Raw genomic sequence first — 17,687 nt, 5'->3', positions numbered from 1 at the left:
GTAGGGGGGACTAAAAATGAAAATTAGTGAAGTTTCATCTATGTTGAAAATACCAAAGTCCATGATTAGATACTATGAAGAAAAAGAAATAATTAATATTCCTAGAGATGAAAATAATTATAGATATTTTGATGAGGAAACTATATCGTACTTGAAACTAATTATTGATTTAAAGCGATTGAATTTACAATTAAAAGATATAGCATATGTAATAAATCTGTTTAAAAAACCTGTTTCTAAGGACTGTAATAACAAAACGCTGAATTACCTAGATGATCTTATAAAACAAATCAAAATAGATATTAATCGTCAAAACACAATTTTAAATCGATTGGAATCAGTTAAAGATTTATCAAAAGATATGAATTATGAAAAAAATAAGAGTTTGATTTTAAATAAACTTTCAGGGGTGGAAGAAATTGATTAGTCTAATATATGGTGGAAATCAAAAAGGTGTTGGCTTTGATATCTATAATAAGTTAAAAGAGGAGCTTTGTAATAAAAAATTAGAAATTTTCAATTTACAGGAGATGGTTGGCGACATTCCTATTTTATCCGAAGGCTATAATTCAGAAATAAGCGAAGCTCAGTTTCGAAATACTGAAATAATAGATAATAGTAATATGTTGATTTTTATTTACCCTATCTATTGGTTGAATGTGCCTATGCTATTGAAAGGTTTTATTGATAGTACCTTTTGGCCTAATAAAGCATTTAGTTTTAATAATAAACAATACTTTAAAAGAGGATTATGGAAAGATAAAGATGCAATAGTTATATATACTATTGGAGGTTCAGAGTGGTTTCATAAGTTTAAAGGACATCTAGGTTATAAAGTTATTAAATATCCATTAAATCTCGTTGGAATTTACAATATTAAAAGATTTTATATAGATAATTTAAATAAATCGAATGCTCAAAGTATAAGTAATAAAGTTGAAAATATCATAAATCAAGTAACGAAGTTAGTTGATTAAAATTATTTTTCTTAGTAATAAATTGGGTGGTGTAGTTATGAATATTCAAGGTATTAATCATATATGTTTTTCAGTTAGTAATTTAGTTGAATCAATTAAATTTTATAGAGATGTTTTAAAAGGGGAATTATTAGTTAGTGGCAAAACTACTGTGTATTTTAATATTGGTGGTTTATGGGTTGCTTTAAATGAAGAGGTTAATGTACCTAGAACAGAAATTAAATATTCTTATACACATATTGCATTTTCAATTAATGAAAATGAGTTTGAAGAATGGTACAAATGGCTTCAAAAACATAATGTAAATATATTAGAAGGACGAAAGAGAAGTCATCAAGATAAAAAGTCAATTTACTTTACTGATCCAGATGGTCACAAATTAGAATTACACACTGGTACTTTAAACGATAGATTAGATTATTATAAAAAAGAAAAAACACATATGACTTTTTATTACTAGTCTCTAAAATACTATTTAACTTCATAATAAAAGGTTGAAAACATCGAGAGTTAAATAAAATTTAAATCGAATAAACAAATTGATTTTTAATATATGGGAAATTAGACGGTTCATAAAATGTAAATATATGCTAGATAGCTATGCCTATACACGTACGTATCGGCATGGCTTTTTTTATTTTAGTAAGCAAGGTTTCATTCATCAAAGTATTAATGTAAACTTATAAATATATAAAGTTTACATTAATAAGGGCATCACTTGCTGAACTTTAATTTTCAAAAATGAGGGGTTAATTATCATGAATTTAAACTTAGCTGAACGTGTACTTCATCACGAAGGATTATCACAAGATGAATGTTTGAAGATATATGAAGATCCAAATATCGATACGTTTGAACTCTTGAATGAAGCGTACATCGTAAGAAAGCATTACTATGGTAAAAAAGTGAAATTAAATATGATTCTTAATGCGAAAAGTGGAATTTGTTCTGAAGATTGTGGTTACTGCGGTCAATCGGTAAAGATGAAGGAAAAACAACGCTATGCATTGGTAGATCAAGATCAAATTAAAGCGGGAGCACAGGTTGCTACAGACAATCAAATTGGCACATATTGTATTGTCATGAGTGGACGAGGACCCACAAATCGAGAAGTAGATCATATTTGTGAAACGGTTGAAGATATTAAGAAAGTGCATCCACAATTAAAAATTTGTGCATGTCTAGGACTTACAAAAGAAGAACAAGCCGAAAAACTTAAAGGAGCGGGCGTAGATAGATATAACCATAATTTAAATACAAGTGAGCGATATCATGATGAGGTGGTGACTACGCATACATATGAAGATCGAGTGAATACAGTTGAAATGATGAAAGCTAATAACATTTCTCCATGTTCTGGTGTTATTTGTGGCATGGGTGAAACGAATGAGGATGTAATTAATATGGCATTTGCATTGAAAGAGATTGATGCAGACAGCATTCCGATTAATTTCCTACATCCAATTAAGGGAACGAAATTTGGAGGTCTAGACTTATTGTCACCAATGAAATGTTTGCGAATTATAGCAATGTTCCGTTTAATCAATCCCACGAAAGAAATTAGAATTGCTGGTGGACGAGAAGTTAATCTGCGCTCACTACAAGCAATAGCCTTAAAAGCAGCTAATTCTATTTTTGTTGGAGACTACCTTATTACGGGTGGTCAACCTAACGAAGAGGATTACCACATGATTAAAGATTTAGGGTTTGAAATAGATAGTTAAAGCAGATATTTAGAATTGTATTATAGCTATAGACGGAGTGCATAAACGCTGTCTATGGCTTTTTTAAACAGTGGTTAGTAAATTTATTGAGGTGTAATATTCGTTATTAGGGATATTGAACATGTGGGAGGGTGAACGATGGAGGAGTATATACTATCTTTAAATCTATTAGATAATCGTTTAAATAAATTAGTTCATATTCATAATGATTTACATGATGAAGCAGACCAAACTTTAGATGAAAAAGAACCAAGTAATATAACATACATTAAAAACGCGACTTTGATTTTAATAAAGCTTTATTTATATAAACTCTCTAAAAACAAAGCACGTTATGGTAAAGCAATATCTAAAAACAGCTTAATACATATGTTAAATGATGAAGAAGCTTATTATGCATTTCATGAGTTTAATAGTGATTTAGAAATTGAAGAGCTTGCACTTACACCAAATTTAGAAAAAAAGTATGAAGAAGATGCATTGAGTTTGTTAAATATTAGAGGCAAACTAACACCTTTTATGAATGTAAGTGAAGATGTTTGGGAATTTGAGAAATTTAACGAAGATATAACTCTAGTTATAAGAAACATTATAAAAAATAATGATGGCATCCTGTCAGAAATTCTAGAAGATAACTATAGAAAAGAAAAATTAGATGAGGTTATTAAACTTACATTTATAGACACATACCAAACAAGAAATATGAATAATAAAGCTAGCAATGTAGCTGAAAAATTAATATCTGATTCATAAAAATTTTGAAGAAGGCGAGTTTTTATATTTATAAAGACACGTTTCTAGATAAATTTTTAAGATGTTGGGACAAAGCTGTTAATAACTGCACTTCGAATTAATGTATTTTACATACAAATGTTTTACGTGAAACATGTTTAACTTTTATGAGGCGTAATGAGCGTTAATTATAAGTGATAGTTTTGGCAACTTTAGACCATTTAAATTTATATTTGTAGCTATACTTGATAAAGCTAAATATAAAGAGGAGGCGACAAGAGAATTCAAAAATTATCTAAAAAAGCAATGAATAAATATCTAAATTACGTTATTATGAAAAATGATAATACATAAAATATAATAGTTTTAAATATTGGAGGATACTTAAGTTTATGGAATATTTACATAAATTTTTACCGATAATCATTTATGTTCTTATTATGGCAATTCATTATGCTTTATCTAGAACAGGTATAAAACTTTTAGGATTTGTAGTACCTGTGATTGTTACGGCTGGATTAATCTATACTTATAAGACCGGAGATTTACAATTAAATTTAGTTGGAACGATTATAATGATAGTTATTTCACTACTAATTTTATCTGTAGAATGGGAAGATGCTCAAAAACGTAATTAAGAGAAATAAATTTTGTGGTTTTTGATAAAAATAAGTTAGCTTTACATAAATAATTTTATTATAATAAAAAATAATTATACAAAATAAAAGTAACCCACCACACCATGACTAAACACCGAGAGGATTTACATTTTAATGAAGAAAATATTAATACTCATCACAGCACTTTCACTATTTATAGGCGCATGCAATACAGACAATTTTACAGAACATAAAAAAAACAAAGCAGAAACTTCTACTAAAAAAGATAAAGACAACAAAACATCCAACAAAGAAGCTTCATCAAAAAATACTAATACTGATATCAAAGCTAAAGATAAAGTGGAGAATTTATCAGAAAAGATGAAATTAGCACTTATCTTTTGCGCTGATGATAAAGGGAAATACACATTAACTAAAAATAATATTTTGATAGGTTCTTTTAGAAATGATAAAGATGAATATCGAAAGATAGGACAATTTGTATTAGTTAACTATCCAGAATTCACCAACGCGCCTAAAGGTATGAAGTTTTATTCAATATACCCTAGTAATCACGAAGCCCAAGCAATAGTTGGTATTAGTGACAAAAAGATTATCCTAAGTGGATCTCAAATTCGTATCAAAGATTATCAACAGTTATTAGAGCATGGCAAAGAGTATAGTACCCAAAAGGTCTATGACAAAGTTAAAAATAATAGGGCCCTTCCAGAACTTGCGAATAAGATGCATGTAAGCAATCAATTACCTATTTCAAATGATGAATGGAAATATAATGGATTATCACCGAGAGAATTGTATGAACGTGGTGGAGTCATGGCTCATAGAAGTAGCCAAGTATATAAATTTATTTCTGAACTTGAAGGCGGTTCATTAGATAATGATAAATATCTATGGGATGTTGTTCATTGGCTAAAAGATGGAAACTGGAAAGTTAATTGTCGTAATAAAGATGGCGAAATTGTAGCTACTTATACAACTGTTAATGGCAAAGTAGCTAAGTTTGATGAAAATGGTAAAAGAATTAAATAATATAAGCTAAACTGGTTCTCAATATTAATAGAGAACCATTTTTTTATATGTTTACCAAATAACAGTTAGGTATTCTAAATCAACTTTTAAGAATAATGATTCACTGTCCTATTTATTTTTGTTACATTATTCAATGGATAATTTTAGCATTCAACATTAAAAAGTTTGTTCACTTCATACACCATGCTCACTTCATAAGCTTCTTAGCAACGATGTTAACTCAATTTACAAATCCAAAAGCTATCAAGAAAATACTTTTTTAAAAATCAAATTAAACTGAAAATCAAATTATAAACTTAAATAGTTTGCTAGGCTAACCAAAAGTGATACAGTTTTTAATGGACTTATTTTTGAAAGGGGTAAGATGTCATGGCGAGTAATGAAATGACAACCGCCAAACGTAACACCATTGTGTTAGTGATGCTTATTAGTGCATTTGTGGCAATGTTAAACCAAACGATCTTAAATACTGCATTGCCCGCAATTATAAAAGGATTGAACATTACAGAAACAACTGCACAATGGTTGATCACAGGCTTTATGCTAGTGAACGGAATCATGATACCACTCACAGCATTTTTAATGGATAAATATACGACACGTAAACTTTATATCTTTTCTATGGCAGCGTTCCTCATTGGTTCAATTATAGCTGCTTTATCTCCAGGATTTGAAATCCTAATGGTTGCTCGTATTATACAAGCAATCGGTGCTGGAATATTACTTCCACTAATGCAATTTACAGTGTTTACACTATTCCCTGTAGAAAAACGCGGATTCGCAATGGGTCTCACAGGTATAGTGGCGCAAACAGCACCAGCGATTGGGCCAACACTTACAGGATTACTTATCGATTTCTTTAGTTGGAGAATGCCATTCTACATCGTTGCAGCAATCGCACTTATCGCATTCGCAATTGGGTTCTTCTTTGTTGAGAATAACGGTCAAACTAAAGAAACAGTACTCGATAAAATATCAGTCGTTTATTCAACATTTGGTTTCGGCTTAATTCTATTCGCATTTAGTAGTGTAAGTACATTTGGAATCGCATCAATCCCAGTCATCACTACATTTATTTTAGGTTTAATCGTGATTGCAATTTTTACATTCCGTCAATTAAAAATCGACCATCCATTATTAAACTAAAGCGTATTTAAAAGCAAAGTATTTACATTATCTGCTATAGCTTCAATGCTTGTCTTTATAGGTATTGTTGGACCTGCTCTACTTATTCCTATGTACGTTCAAACTGGATTAGGTCTCTCAGCATTACTTTCAGGTTTAGTGATACTACCAGGTGCAGTGTTCAATGCATTTATTTCAGTTTATACTGGTAAGATTTTTGATAAATATGGCATCAAGGTACTTGTTATTCCTGGATTTACAGTATTAATCATAATGACGATATTACATGCATTCTTAACTACAGAAACGCCATTCTGGTATGTTGTAGTGATTTACGCAATACGTATGATTTCTGTAGGTTTACTTATTATGCCACTTAATACAGTAGGTCTTAATGCGCTTAAACCAGAAGAAATTTCACACGGAACAGCAATTATGAACTCTCTACGTATCATTGCAGGTGCGATGGGAACTGCTATCAGTATTACAATATTATCAATTGTAGCTAAGAATTATACGGCTACGCATCATACGATGTCTAAAGTGAAATTAGCACGAGAATCAACAGTTCAAGGTGTCGATGCAGCATTTATCTTCACCACAGTATTAATTGTGATTGGCTTTATACTTGCGTTATTTATTAAAGAGAATCGCAACGCCAAAGATACAGATTCTTCCTCTGAAAAATAAAACTCACAATTAAATAGCACAAAGAAAGATGGTCATTTCCTAGGTAATAGGAAATGACCATCTTTCTTTTTATATATGTAATTAAGCATCTTTTTGTCGTGCACGTTCTTCTCTATGTCTTTGACGTCTTTGTTCTTCTTTCGAAAGGTGATTTGGGTATTTCTCAGGGTGTTTATAACCATCGATTGCACCTAAAAACATGCCTTTAACAAAACTTGTAATCCCTTTACCAATACCGAAAACAAATCGAATCATACCATAAATCGCAAAAATCCATAGCAATATATAGCCCATATTGAAACTCCTTTTTTATTTTACAATAACATAAAAAGACAATTTCGATGAAATTTATAAAAAACTTTGCTGGTAAATTTTTTAATACATAAAATATCGTAGTTACTAGTCTAAAAAAATTTAGGGGTAAGACTGCGCACCGTATGCATTAATTCCATTCTTATCGTGCTTTTTAAAAATTTTCCTTAAGTGATATTCGCGCTTTTTATAGAAAGTTAAAATGTAATTGCCTATTGTATAAAATGTTACATCACACTATGATGTTGTTAATAGTTTTAAATAAAAAAAGAGATAGAAAAAATTACATGTCGATATTTAATTAATTTAATGTAATATAAATATAACTAATACATTATTTGATATTTTAATAAAGTGAAGGGAGTTATACATATGATTAAAGATCAAGTAGCTATTATTACTGGCTCAGCGAGTGGTATTGGTTTAGAAATTGCTAAATCCTTTATTGAACAAGGCGCCAAAGTTGTCTTCTCAGACATTAATGAAGAAGGCCTTAATAACGTCTTCCACCAATTTCAGCGACAAGGCTATGACTGTCGGGCTATCAAAGCGGACGTCTCTAATGAGGAAGATGTGAAGCATCTTATCGCTGAGACGAGACATCAATATGGTCGTATAGATATTGTTATTAATAATGCTGGTTTACAGAATGTAGCTAATATAGAAGACTTTCCAACTGAAAAGTTTAAACAGATGATAGATATCATGCTTGTGGGTACCTTTTTAATGACAAAGCATGTTCTTCCTATTATGAAGGCGCAACACTATGGCAGAATCTTAAATATGTCATCTATTAATGGTGTCATCGGTTTCGCAGGAAAATCAGCTTATAATAGCGCTAAACATGGAATTATTGGTTTAACAAAAGTAACAGCTTTAGAAACAGCTGAGGACGGTATCACAGTGAATGCGATTTGTCCTGGATATATCGACACACCACTTGTTAGAGGACAGATGGAAGACTTAGCACAAATGCGAAATGTAGACGTAGCGCAAGTGATGGATGAAGTGTTGTTCCCATTAATTCCTCAAAAACGATTAATCGATATTCAAGAAATTGCCGATTATGCCATATTTTTAGCAAGTAAATCGACGAAAAGTGTGACAGGACAAGCTATTATTATAGATGGTGGTTATACAGTCCAGTAATAGTATGACCTCTTAATTAAAAATAAAATACTGTTAAGCTAAGAAAAGTATCTACAATTTAATACTTATCAAGCTTAAGGGGGAGAAAAGATAGAATGAGAAAAATGAGCATCACCTTAAAAGTAAGATTAATATGTAGTTTCTTTGAGAATTTAATTGTTATGGCATTTTTGCCTTTTATAGCTTTATACCTAACGGATATGGTCAATCAAGCCTTTTCAGGTATATTTCTTTTTATTTTAGTTTTAATCAATTTTCCAATTTCGATGATTTCGGGGCATATTATTGAGCGTTATCCTAAAAAACGCACAATGCTTATATATCAAATTATTGAGTGTATAAGTTTGCTTGCAATGGCATTTTCAGTCTCTAATCAGACATTGCTTATCATCATATTTTGCATAGCTTATACGGTTTTTAGTATTTCGTCTGGTATGATTGCACCGCTTATTGAAACGATGATCATGGACGCGATTACACCAGAAGTTGAACATTACATATATAAAGTAAGTTATTGGCTTACTAACGTAGCCGTTGCTTGTGGTGCATTTTTAGGAGGAGCCATGTATCACGCGAATAAATCGGCGTTGTTTTTGATCGCTTTTGTGATTTTCGTACTAGTATTCGTGGCTTTATATATTTGGATTCCTAATGATAACGCCAAACCGTTGAAGAAAGAGGGACAAACTTTTGATAATGTATTAAGTTTGAAAGGCTTTTTACGTAATTATCAGCTTGTGCTAAAAGATAAATTATTTATGTATTTAATTATCGGCTCAAGTATTCTTTTAATGGGTGAATTATCCACGTCTTCATATGTTTCAATTAGACTTAAAAAGGAATTCGAAACTTTATCAATGTTTCATGTCTCAATTGATGGAGTTAAAATGTATTCAATTTTAATTATGACTAATACGCTAGTTGTAATAGCTTTAACGTATTTTGTATCTAAATATATCTTGAAAATGAATAATCAAAAAGCGTTATTTGTAGGTCTCATCATGTATGTAGTAGGTTATTCAGGCATTACCTATTTAAATGATTTTACTTTACTTATCATAGTTATGGTTATAGCCACGTTAGGTGAGATGATATACTCTCCGATTACTGAAGAACATAGATATAAGATGATTCCTGCACATAAGAGAGGCACATATTCTGCAATACGTGCATTAAGTTTTAACTTTGCGCAATTAATTGCAAGACTGGGTATTATTTTAGGCGTATTGATGAATGCCCTAGGTATGACGATTTATATGGCACTGATTCTCACTTTAGGAAGTATATTGCTCTATCGTGCGGTGTACCAATTTAATTTAAAGACTAATAATGAAAATCAGTAATTGTGAATTTTATAACCTACTAAATTGCTCGTGATTAAAAATAAAATATATTTATTAAGATTTTGTAAAAAATTCACTTTAGTAATTGTTTTCAAACCTTTGAATGTACTAATATATAGCTTATCTAGAGAATATATGTAAGTTATTTGTTAGTGAGTATTATAAAGTATGAGTACGAAAGAAGGACTTGAATGACTATTGAAACATTGCATTTTCAACACTATTTTTATCAAAAATATTTACAATCAACTTCAACTACAAAGAGGGTGACGTACTGGGTTCGATTAGATCAAGATATCGAGCGTCATCGATTGATGTATGCACTGCTAGATGTAGTACAACATCAGCCGCAGTTGAGGGCGACATTCAAGCATTGTAACGACCAATTGCGCATCAATGTGCGAGAATTTTTCCCATTTATTCAGATTAAAGAAGTGAATCAATGTTCTAAAAAAGTTGATATCACGACTTACCTCAACCAAGAGTTGAATTCCTACTATTTCAATCAATTACCTCTATTTAATTTTACAATTTATCAATTTTTAGATGAAACGTTCTTACTTTTAGATTTCCATTCCATGATTTTCAATGATAGCCAGTTAGATGATTTCTTTAAACAACTAAATATCGCGTATAGCTATGGTCTATTTCATGAACATACTGTATCGGACTTTTATCACATGATTAAAGAAATGAATGTAGCGACTGATGCTTCAAATGAGGACAATCAACAGCATTTAAATCACTTTGAAATGGCTCATGCCGATCAAGATTGTGAATCATACATGCCTATAAAACGAAATTCAGAACAACCACAAGTTGAACATACAAGTGTAGATCTTGAATCATTTGATATGACTCGTCTAGTTACAAGCACTTATTTAGCAAACTACTTTTTGAGTCAGTCTAATCAAGTGACGTTGGGAATTCATTTTCCAATGGAATATGACAAAACTGACGATATGATGTTACTTAACACACTTGTAGCACCACTGAGTTTAAATATAGACACTACGCTTTCTGCAGACGTAATTATGAATGAATGGGAATTAGCGATAGATGATATGAAAGCCAACGGGACAGGTTTCTTAAGTGAACCTAATGCAAGTGATATGGAATTCGAAACAATCATACATGCAACGCAATTTAACGAATACTTTGAGTTAAATCACACCGAACATAAAGTACATCGATTGCATAGTGATAGTTCTTTATTAGCTGACATAGAAATATATCCACGTCCTCACCAAGGCTTTGATATTGTATACAATACAAATGCCTATGATGAGCTAACGATTCAAACATTAGTTAGTTTAATTAGAAGTATTAATATGCAATTAACACATAATCCTTCAAAGATAATTAAAGATATAGAATTATGTAATGAAAATGATTTTGAAATCTATCAAAACATCAACCATTCAACAAGTTCATCACATTATCAAACGGTAATGGAACGTTTTGAATATCAAGTAGAACAGTATCCAAATCAAATAGCATTGCAATATGAACAACAATCCATGACATATGCGGAATTAAACCACCACGTGAATCGCTTGGCACAATATTTGCGACACACTTATCATGTACAGCCCAATGATATTATCGCGCTCTTGGCAGAACGAAGTATCGAAATGGTTATAGGCATGTTAGGTATTTTAAAGGCAGGCGCTGGATACTTACCGATTGATCCAGATTATCCGGAAGATAGAACAACCTTTATTATTGAAGATGCACAGCCTAAAGCAATCGTGACATATCATGCGACATTACAATCTGACATTCCTCAAATTGAACTAGACACATTTGATTGGAAGGGCGACGAAGCGGAAACTGACAATCCAAGTCATATCAACACTGATGAGGATACTGCATACATCATTTATACTTCAGGTACAACAGGTAAGCCTAAAGGGACAGTGGTTCCTCATAGAGGGATTGATCGTTTAGTTCATGAACCTAATTATGTTGAATTAAATAATCAAACGGTCATTTTATTATCGGGAACTGTAGCGTTTGATGCTGCCACATTTGAAATTTATGGTGCGCTATTAAATGGTGGATGTTTAGTGTTAACGTCGAAAGATACTTTACTTAATCCTGTTCAATTAGGTCAAACGATTGTGAATCAACAAGTCAACACGATGTGGTTAACGTCATCCCTTTTCAATCAAATTGCAAGTGAACGTATCGAGGCGCTAGAACCCTTAACGTATCTATTAATTGGTGGTGAGGTGCTAAATGCGAAATGGGTGAATCTATTAAACTCACGTCAACGCCATCCTCAAATCATTAACGGTTATGGTCCAACAGAGAATACGACATTCACGACGACTTATGCGATACCTGATGAGATGCCAAATCGAATTCCTATTGGTCAACCAATTAATGGAACAACGGTTTACGTGATGCAAGGCGAGCACTTATGTGGTGTAGGTGTGCCTGGGGAATTATGCATAGGAGGCGCTGGTCTGGCGAAGGGATATTTAAATCAACCAGAGCTCACTGCTGAAAGGTTTATCACCTCTCCCTTTGAAAATGAGTGCCTATACCGCAGTGGGGATTTAGTACGTCTTCAAGAAGACGGTCATATAGATTATCTCAGTCGTATCGATAAGCAAGTTAAAATTCGTGGCTTTAGAATTGAACTATCAGAAATTGAAAAAGCAATTGAAGCGATTAGAGATATTAATAAAGCAGTCGTTATTGTGCGTGAAGAGGAACAAGATAAACAAATTGTGGCATATTATGAAGCGCAACAATCTCAATCGACAAGTCACTTGAAAGAAGTGTTAAGTGAAACATTGCCACAATATATGATTCCAGTTCATTTCATGAAAATAGATAAAATACCTATCACTATCAATGGTAAATTAGACAAGCGAGCTTTACCGGATATTGATAGAGTTGATTTATCAAACTATGTGGCACCGCGTAATGAGGGTGAACGTATTATATGTCAAATCTTTGAAGATATCTTACATGTCGACCAAGTAGGTATTAAAGATAATTTCTTTGAACTTGGTGGGCACTCATTGCGTGCAACGTTAGTTGTGAATCGTATCGAATCCCAACTTAAGAAACGTTTAAAAGTCGGAGATATTATGAAATTACCGACTGTTGAACAATTAAGTCAACACATTATGGAAATGCAAAATGAAGACTATGAAGTCATACCTAAAGCGCAAAGAGCTGAGCAATACGAATTAAGTGCTGTTCAAAAAAGTATGTACTTATTGTGGAGTGTCAATCCTGAAGACACTGTTTATAATATTCCGTTCTTATGGCGATTGTCTTCTGAATTAAACGTAGAGCAATTGAAGCGAGCGTTGAACCAACTTATTGCACGTCACGAAATTTTAAGGACTCAATATATAGTGGATGGCAATGAAGTGAAACAAAGAGTAGCAGACAATGTTGCTGCTGATTTTAAAGAAGTGACGACACGACTTACAGATGAACAACAAATTATTCAGGCCTTTATGCAACCGTTTAATTTAGAGCAACCTAGTCAAATGCGTGTAAGATATATCCATGGTCCACATGAGGATTATCTGTTTATGGATACGCATCACAGTATCAATGACGGTATGAGTAATACGATTTTATTAGCAGATTTAAATGCTTTATATCAAGAAAAAGCACTTCCTAATCTATCACTGCAATATAAAGATTATAGTGAATGGATGGCTCATCGAGATTTATCTATTCAACGTCGCTATTGGTTACAACAATTTGAAGATGGTGTACCTGTATTAAATATGCCAACAGATTATCCAAGACCTAGTATTAAGACGACACATGGTCAAATGTTGACGTTCCATTTTGATAAGAACTTAAAATCACAGTTGCAAAATTATGTGGAGAAACATCAAATGACTGATTTCATGTTCTTTGCAAGTGCAATAATGGTATTGCTTCATAAATATACACGCCAAGATGACATTGTCATAGGGAGCGTTATAAGTGCCCGCACTCATCGTGACACTGAAAATATGCTTGGTATGTTTGCGAATACACTACTTTACCGTGGCCATCCAACGAACGATAAAACATGGGAACAATTGATGTCTGAAGTGAAAGAAACAAGTCTTGGTGCGTATGAACATCAAGAGTATCCATTTGAAAGCCTTGTTAACGATTTGATGGATGAACGAGATGCTTCGCGTAATCCGTTATTCGACGTAATGCTTGTATTACAAAATAACGAAACAAACCATGCTAACTTTGGACATAGTCAACTGACGCACATTCCACCTCAAACGACAACAGCTAAATTTGACTTGTCGTTTATCATTGAGGAAGATCGAGACGACTATGTGGTTAATATTGAATATAATACAGATTTATATGCGGAAGAGACGATTCATAATCTTGCTTACCAGCTTGAAAATATCATCCAACATGTGACATCTACTCAAGCTTTAAAAATTCAAGATATTCAAGAATCTCCGGATATGCTGGAATGGGTTGAAACAAATGTTAATCATCATACCCTATATTTCCCGGAAAATAATTCCCTACAGCAATTATTCAATCATGTAGTTAATGAGAAGAAAGATGAGATTGCACTGAAAATGAACGGGCAGTTAATGACGTATGATGAATTAAATCATTATGCAAATCGTATAGCCAATGAGCTTATGAAAAATGGAGTGACATATGGAGAGCGAGTTGCATTATTAGTAGATAGAAGCTTTGAAATGATTGCGAGTATGATTGCATCATGGAAGATAGGTGCATCATATGTTCCAATTGATATCACGCATCCTGATAAACGTATTGAGTTAATGATTGAAGATGCTCAAGTGTCAGCCATTTTAACTTATGGTAAGGAGTTTGATTCTAACCTATTAACGATTGCATTAGAGTCTATCGATAAAGAATCGCCCGTTGAAAAGTCATTTTCAGAATATGAGGGTAGTCTAGAAGATGAACTTTATAGCATTTACACATCTGGAACAACTGGCATGCCTAAAGGTGTGGCCGTAAGACAACGTAATGTCTTAAACTTGGTAAATGCTTGGACAGAGAGACTTGAACTATCGGAAGATGAAACGTTTATTCAATATGCGAATTACGTCTTCGATGCATCTGCGATGGATATCTATTGCAGTCTGTTAAATGGTTATACACTTGTGATTGCAAACAATGAAGAACGTACTGATACAGAGCAGCTACAACGACTGATTGAAAGAGAACGTATTACGGTTGCATCTATACCACTTCAAGTTTGTAACGTAATGGAAGATTTCTATATACCTAAGTTAATTACTGGTGGTGCAACAAGTACTCCAACGTTTGTGCGTCATATTTCAGAGCATTGCGATACGTACTTTAATGCGTATGGACCTTCTGAATCCACAGTGATTGCTTCAAACTGGTCATACACTAAAGGTGAGCCTATTCCATCAACAATACCTATAGGACAACCTTTAGCTAACATTCAAGTATACATTTTATCGGGTATGCAATTGTGTGGTGTAGGTGTTTCAGGAGAATTGTGTATCGCAGGTGAAAGTTTAACGGCTGGTTATTTGAATCGACCTGAACTTACTGCTGAATCTTTCATAGATAATCCATTTGGTGAAGGCAAATTATATCGCAGTGGTGACCTTGCAAGATATACACATGATGGTCAAATTGAATTTATGGGGCGAATAGATAATCAAGTTAAAGTCAATGGTTACCGTATTGAACTTGGAGAAATCGAAAACATTATCAATTTAGTAGAGGGCGTTTCTGATAGCGTAGTTATCGTTGATCAACAAGGAGAACATGAAGTTCTACATGCCTATTATGTAGGCGATAAAGACATTAAGTCAGACATCGTAAGACAGTTAAATCAATACTTACCTAAGTACATGATTCCAAAAACTGTCACAGCAATTGATGTTATTCCGTTAACACGTAATGATAAAGTAGATGAATCAAAATTACCTCGTCCACAAATTCAAAGAAATGGATATGTAGAACCTAGAAATGATATGGAACGCCAATTCGCTTCAATATTTGCTGACGTGTTAGAGCTTCCGACGATAGGCATAGACGATGACTTCTTCGAAATAGGTGGTACGTCACTAGATGCGATGGTTGCGGTATCTAAGCTTAAATCTCATGATATAAATCTCACTATGCAAGATATATATCAATATAAATCAATAAGACATTTGGCAGAAGTCTTTGAAGGCGGAAAAGAGCTAGTGGAAGTTGAACTTCCAGATCACTTGTCTCAACTTCAAGCATTAGTCAAACGTCGTTACCAATTGAATGTAAGTAATGAGACTCAAAACTCGCTTGGAAGAGTTCTCCTTACTGGAGGTACTGGTTTCTTAGGTGCATATCTAATTAATGAGTTACAAGACCAAGCTACTAAAGTGACATGCTTAGTAAGAGGTCAAGATATCAAAGATGCACGTGCTAAAGTTGAAGCGAATTTACTTAGCTACTTCGAGGCAGATAAAGTTGAAGAACTCATGGATAAGGTAGAGGTAGTTCTAGGAGACTTAGCAAACTTAGATGCATTTAACGTTGAAGATACAATTGATACAATCATTCATGCTGGGGCGCGTACAGATCATTTCGGAGATGATGAAAACTTTATTCACGTAAACGTACAGAGTACCGAAGCTTTATTAGCTCTAGCACATCAACATCAAGCGAAATTTATATACATTTCGACAATTAGTGTTGGAGCAGTCTTTGATGTCCACACCGAGGATAAGGTTTTTTCTGAAAAAGATGTTTATAAACAACAATTATTTACATCACCTTATACAAAAAGTAAATTCTATAGTGAAATCAAAGTTTTAGAAGCGGTTAATGATGGTTTAGATGCTCAAATTATGAGACTAGGGAATTTAACAAGTGCTTATTCTGGTGCGCTAAACATGACAAATCTTACGACAAACCGTTTTTCAATCATGATGCATGAATTATTAAAAATATCATCTATTGGAGAATATTTCGGTAAAACATCTGTAGACTTATCATTTATTGATATTACCGCACGTCATGTTGTGAAGATTGCTGCATCCCAAGCGCAATCAATTATTTATCATATTTATTCTCCTCATACGAGAACTATGCAAAGCGTATTAGAGAATGCAAAACAAACTCAGATGAATATCATTAATGACGAGGAATTTGAACAAATGTTACTTAATAATGGTATGCATGAGGTTATCGGTTTAAGTAGTGGAGATACAACCCAAGTTCCCGCACAAATCGAATCTGAGATGACCCAACATGTTATAGCACAGTTAGGTGACGGATGGCCTCATGTCAATTCTCAATGGTTACGTGCTTGGAGAGATTTACTCATTGAAAAATTTAAAGAATCTGAGGAACATGAATGACACTATTTTTAACGAAAATAAATGATGACATAACAAATATTGAACATCGTTTATTTCAATCATATCGACAATTAAAGAAACCTGAACGTTCAAAATATCGTTTTAAAAAAGATCGTGTCATGCATCAAATAGGAGATATGTTGATTCAGTACTGTATCGAGCAATGTTATGGTCTGAACATAAATCAGTGGAAGTATCATGTTACAAAGAATGGTAAGATTGAGATTCAAAGTAGGAAACATATTAATGTGAACCTTTCATACAGTTTTCCGTATATTGTATGCGCCATTGATCAACATCCAGTAGGCGTCGATATTGAAGAACTTAAAGATTTGAATTATTTAAACTTGGCTACACAATTTTCCGTAAATGAATTTAACCAAGTACGACAATTAAAAGATTTTTATACAATTTGGACGAAAAAAGAAAGTTATACGAAATTGATAGGAGAAGGGTTACTCAAAGGCTTAGATGTTTATGACGTAACACAGCCCTTATACTATCAAGATGACAAGGTGTTCTTTCAAGAATATATATGCCAAGATAGAATGATTCACTTGTGTTCAAATCATAGCCGTAAACATGAGATAGTTAAAAAATCACTAGATTGTTTATTTTAATCACTAGT

At 32.8% G+C, this 17,687-nt stretch carries 12 protein-coding genes and 1 pseudogene; 12 read left to right on the top strand and 1 reads right to left on the bottom strand.

The window, feature by feature from the left end; genetic code table 11:
- Positions 1 to 16: 16 nt before the first annotated feature.
- The 8 genes and pseudogenes from MHI13_RS21540 to MHI13_RS21505 all read left to right on the top strand — a co-directional run bounded on the left by MHI13_RS21540 (position 17) and on the right by MHI13_RS21505 (position 6,897).
- Positions 17 to 427: a MerR family transcriptional regulator gene (locus MHI13_RS21540; RefSeq protein ID WP_002434957.1), complete on the top strand. Its 411-nt coding sequence runs from the start codon at positions 17 to 19 to the stop codon at positions 425 to 427.
- The gene (locus MHI13_RS21535) at positions 420 to 977 is read left to right on the top strand and encodes an NAD(P)H-dependent oxidoreductase (RefSeq protein ID WP_002434972.1); all 558 of its coding nucleotides are present in this window, start codon (positions 420 to 422) and stop codon (positions 975 to 977) included. Before MHI13_RS21540 ends, MHI13_RS21535 begins: the two co-directional genes overlap by 8 nt.
- A 37-nt stretch (positions 978 to 1,014) precedes the next feature.
- Positions 1,015 to 1,437, top strand: a complete 423-nt coding sequence (gene fosB / locus MHI13_RS21530) for a FosB/FosD family fosfomycin resistance bacillithiol transferase (protein ID WP_064210598.1) — start codon at positions 1,015 to 1,017, stop codon at positions 1,435 to 1,437.
- A gap of 298 nt (positions 1,438 to 1,735) precedes the next feature.
- Positions 1,736 to 2,701, top strand: a complete 966-nt coding sequence (bioB, locus tag MHI13_RS21525) for a biotin synthase BioB (protein ID WP_002434916.1) — start codon at positions 1,736 to 1,738, stop codon at positions 2,699 to 2,701.
- Positions 2,702 to 2,839: 138 nt separating this feature from the next.
- Positions 2,840 to 3,454 carry a hypothetical protein gene (locus MHI13_RS21520; protein ID WP_002469860.1) on the top strand — a complete coding sequence of 205 codons (615 nt, stop codon included), beginning with the start codon at positions 2,840 to 2,842 and terminating at the stop codon, positions 3,452 to 3,454.
- A 371-nt stretch (positions 3,455 to 3,825) separates the two neighbouring features.
- Positions 3,826 to 4,071, top strand: a complete 246-nt coding sequence (locus MHI13_RS21515; protein ID WP_002434939.1) for a hypothetical protein — start codon at positions 3,826 to 3,828, stop codon at positions 4,069 to 4,071.
- A 135-nt stretch (positions 4,072 to 4,206) separates the two neighbouring features.
- A complete protein-coding gene (locus MHI13_RS21510; protein ID WP_002469848.1) occupies positions 4,207 to 5,082 on the top strand; it encodes a hypothetical protein in 876 nt (291 codons plus the stop codon).
- A 369-nt stretch (positions 5,083 to 5,451) separates the two neighbouring features.
- Positions 5,452 to 6,897: pseudogene (locus MHI13_RS21505) on the top strand (MDR family MFS transporter).
- 81 nt (positions 6,898 to 6,978) lie between these two features.
- On the opposite strand, the gene MHI13_RS21500 reads toward MHI13_RS21505, so the two are convergent.
- Positions 6,979 to 7,191, bottom strand: a complete 213-nt coding sequence (locus MHI13_RS21500) for a hypothetical protein (RefSeq protein WP_002454270.1) — start codon at positions 7,189 to 7,191, stop codon at positions 6,979 to 6,981.
- Between the two features lie 390 nt (positions 7,192 to 7,581).
- On the opposite strand from MHI13_RS21500, the gene MHI13_RS21495 reads away from it, so the two are divergent.
- From MHI13_RS21495 to ausB, 4 genes are all read left to right on the top strand, one after another.
- Positions 7,582 to 8,358 carry a 3-hydroxybutyrate dehydrogenase gene (locus MHI13_RS21495; RefSeq protein WP_002434955.1) on the top strand — a complete coding sequence of 259 codons (777 nt, stop codon included), beginning with the start codon at positions 7,582 to 7,584 and terminating at the stop codon, positions 8,356 to 8,358.
- Positions 8,359 to 8,453: 95 nt separating this feature from the next.
- The gene (locus MHI13_RS21490; RefSeq protein WP_002434927.1) at positions 8,454 to 9,701 is read left to right on the top strand and encodes an MDR family MFS transporter; all 1,248 of its coding nucleotides are present in this window, start codon (positions 8,454 to 8,456) and stop codon (positions 9,699 to 9,701) included.
- 191 nt (positions 9,702 to 9,892) lie between these two features.
- Complete coding sequence (ausA, locus tag MHI13_RS21485; protein WP_340761998.1) at positions 9,893 to 17,059, top strand: aureusimine non-ribosomal peptide synthetase AusA; 7,167 nt, start codon at positions 9,893 to 9,895, stop codon at positions 17,057 to 17,059.
- Positions 17,056 to 17,679 carry an aureusimine biosynthesis 4'-phosphopantetheinyl transferase AusB gene (gene ausB / locus MHI13_RS21480; protein WP_002434953.1) on the top strand — a complete coding sequence of 208 codons (624 nt, stop codon included), beginning with the start codon at positions 17,056 to 17,058 and terminating at the stop codon, positions 17,677 to 17,679. The genes ausA and ausB overlap by 4 nt, the downstream gene beginning before the upstream one ends.
- Positions 17,680 to 17,687 lie beyond the last annotated feature (8 nt).

The sequence above is a fragment of the Staphylococcus sp. FSL K6-0223 genome, assembly GCF_038008285.1.
Note: the sequence above shows the minus strand (reverse complement) of the source record. Positions and strands in the feature narration are given on the sequence as shown.

Excerpts from the sequence above, each read along its gene's own strand:
- fosB (WP_064210598.1), top strand. The coding sequence starts at position 1,015 with ATGAATATTCAAGGTATTAATCATATATGTTTTTCAGTTAGTAATTTA.
- MHI13_RS21540 (WP_002434957.1), top strand. The coding sequence starts at position 17 with ATGAAAATTAGTGAAGTTTCATCTATGTTGAAAATACCAAAGTCCATG.
- bioB (WP_002434916.1), top strand. The coding sequence starts at position 1,736 with ATGAATTTAAACTTAGCTGAACGTGTACTTCATCACGAAGGATTATCA.
- ausA (WP_340761998.1), top strand. The coding sequence starts at position 9,893 with ATGACTATTGAAACATTGCATTTTCAACACTATTTTTATCAAAAATAT.
- MHI13_RS21495 (WP_002434955.1), top strand. The coding sequence starts at position 7,582 with ATGATTAAAGATCAAGTAGCTATTATTACTGGCTCAGCGAGTGGTATT.
- MHI13_RS21520 (WP_002469860.1), top strand. The coding sequence starts at position 2,840 with ATGGAGGAGTATATACTATCTTTAAATCTATTAGATAATCGTTTAAAT.
- ausB (WP_002434953.1), top strand. The coding sequence starts at position 17,056 with ATGACACTATTTTTAACGAAAATAAATGATGACATAACAAATATTGAA.
- MHI13_RS21515 (WP_002434939.1), top strand. The coding sequence starts at position 3,826 with ATGGAATATTTACATAAATTTTTACCGATAATCATTTATGTTCTTATT.
- MHI13_RS21510 (WP_002469848.1), top strand. The coding sequence starts at position 4,207 with ATGAAGAAAATATTAATACTCATCACAGCACTTTCACTATTTATAGGC.
- MHI13_RS21500 (WP_002454270.1), bottom strand. The coding sequence starts at position 7,191 with ATGGGCTATATATTGCTATGGATTTTTGCGATTTATGGTATGATTCGA.
- MHI13_RS21490 (WP_002434927.1), top strand. The coding sequence starts at position 8,454 with ATGAGAAAAATGAGCATCACCTTAAAAGTAAGATTAATATGTAGTTTC.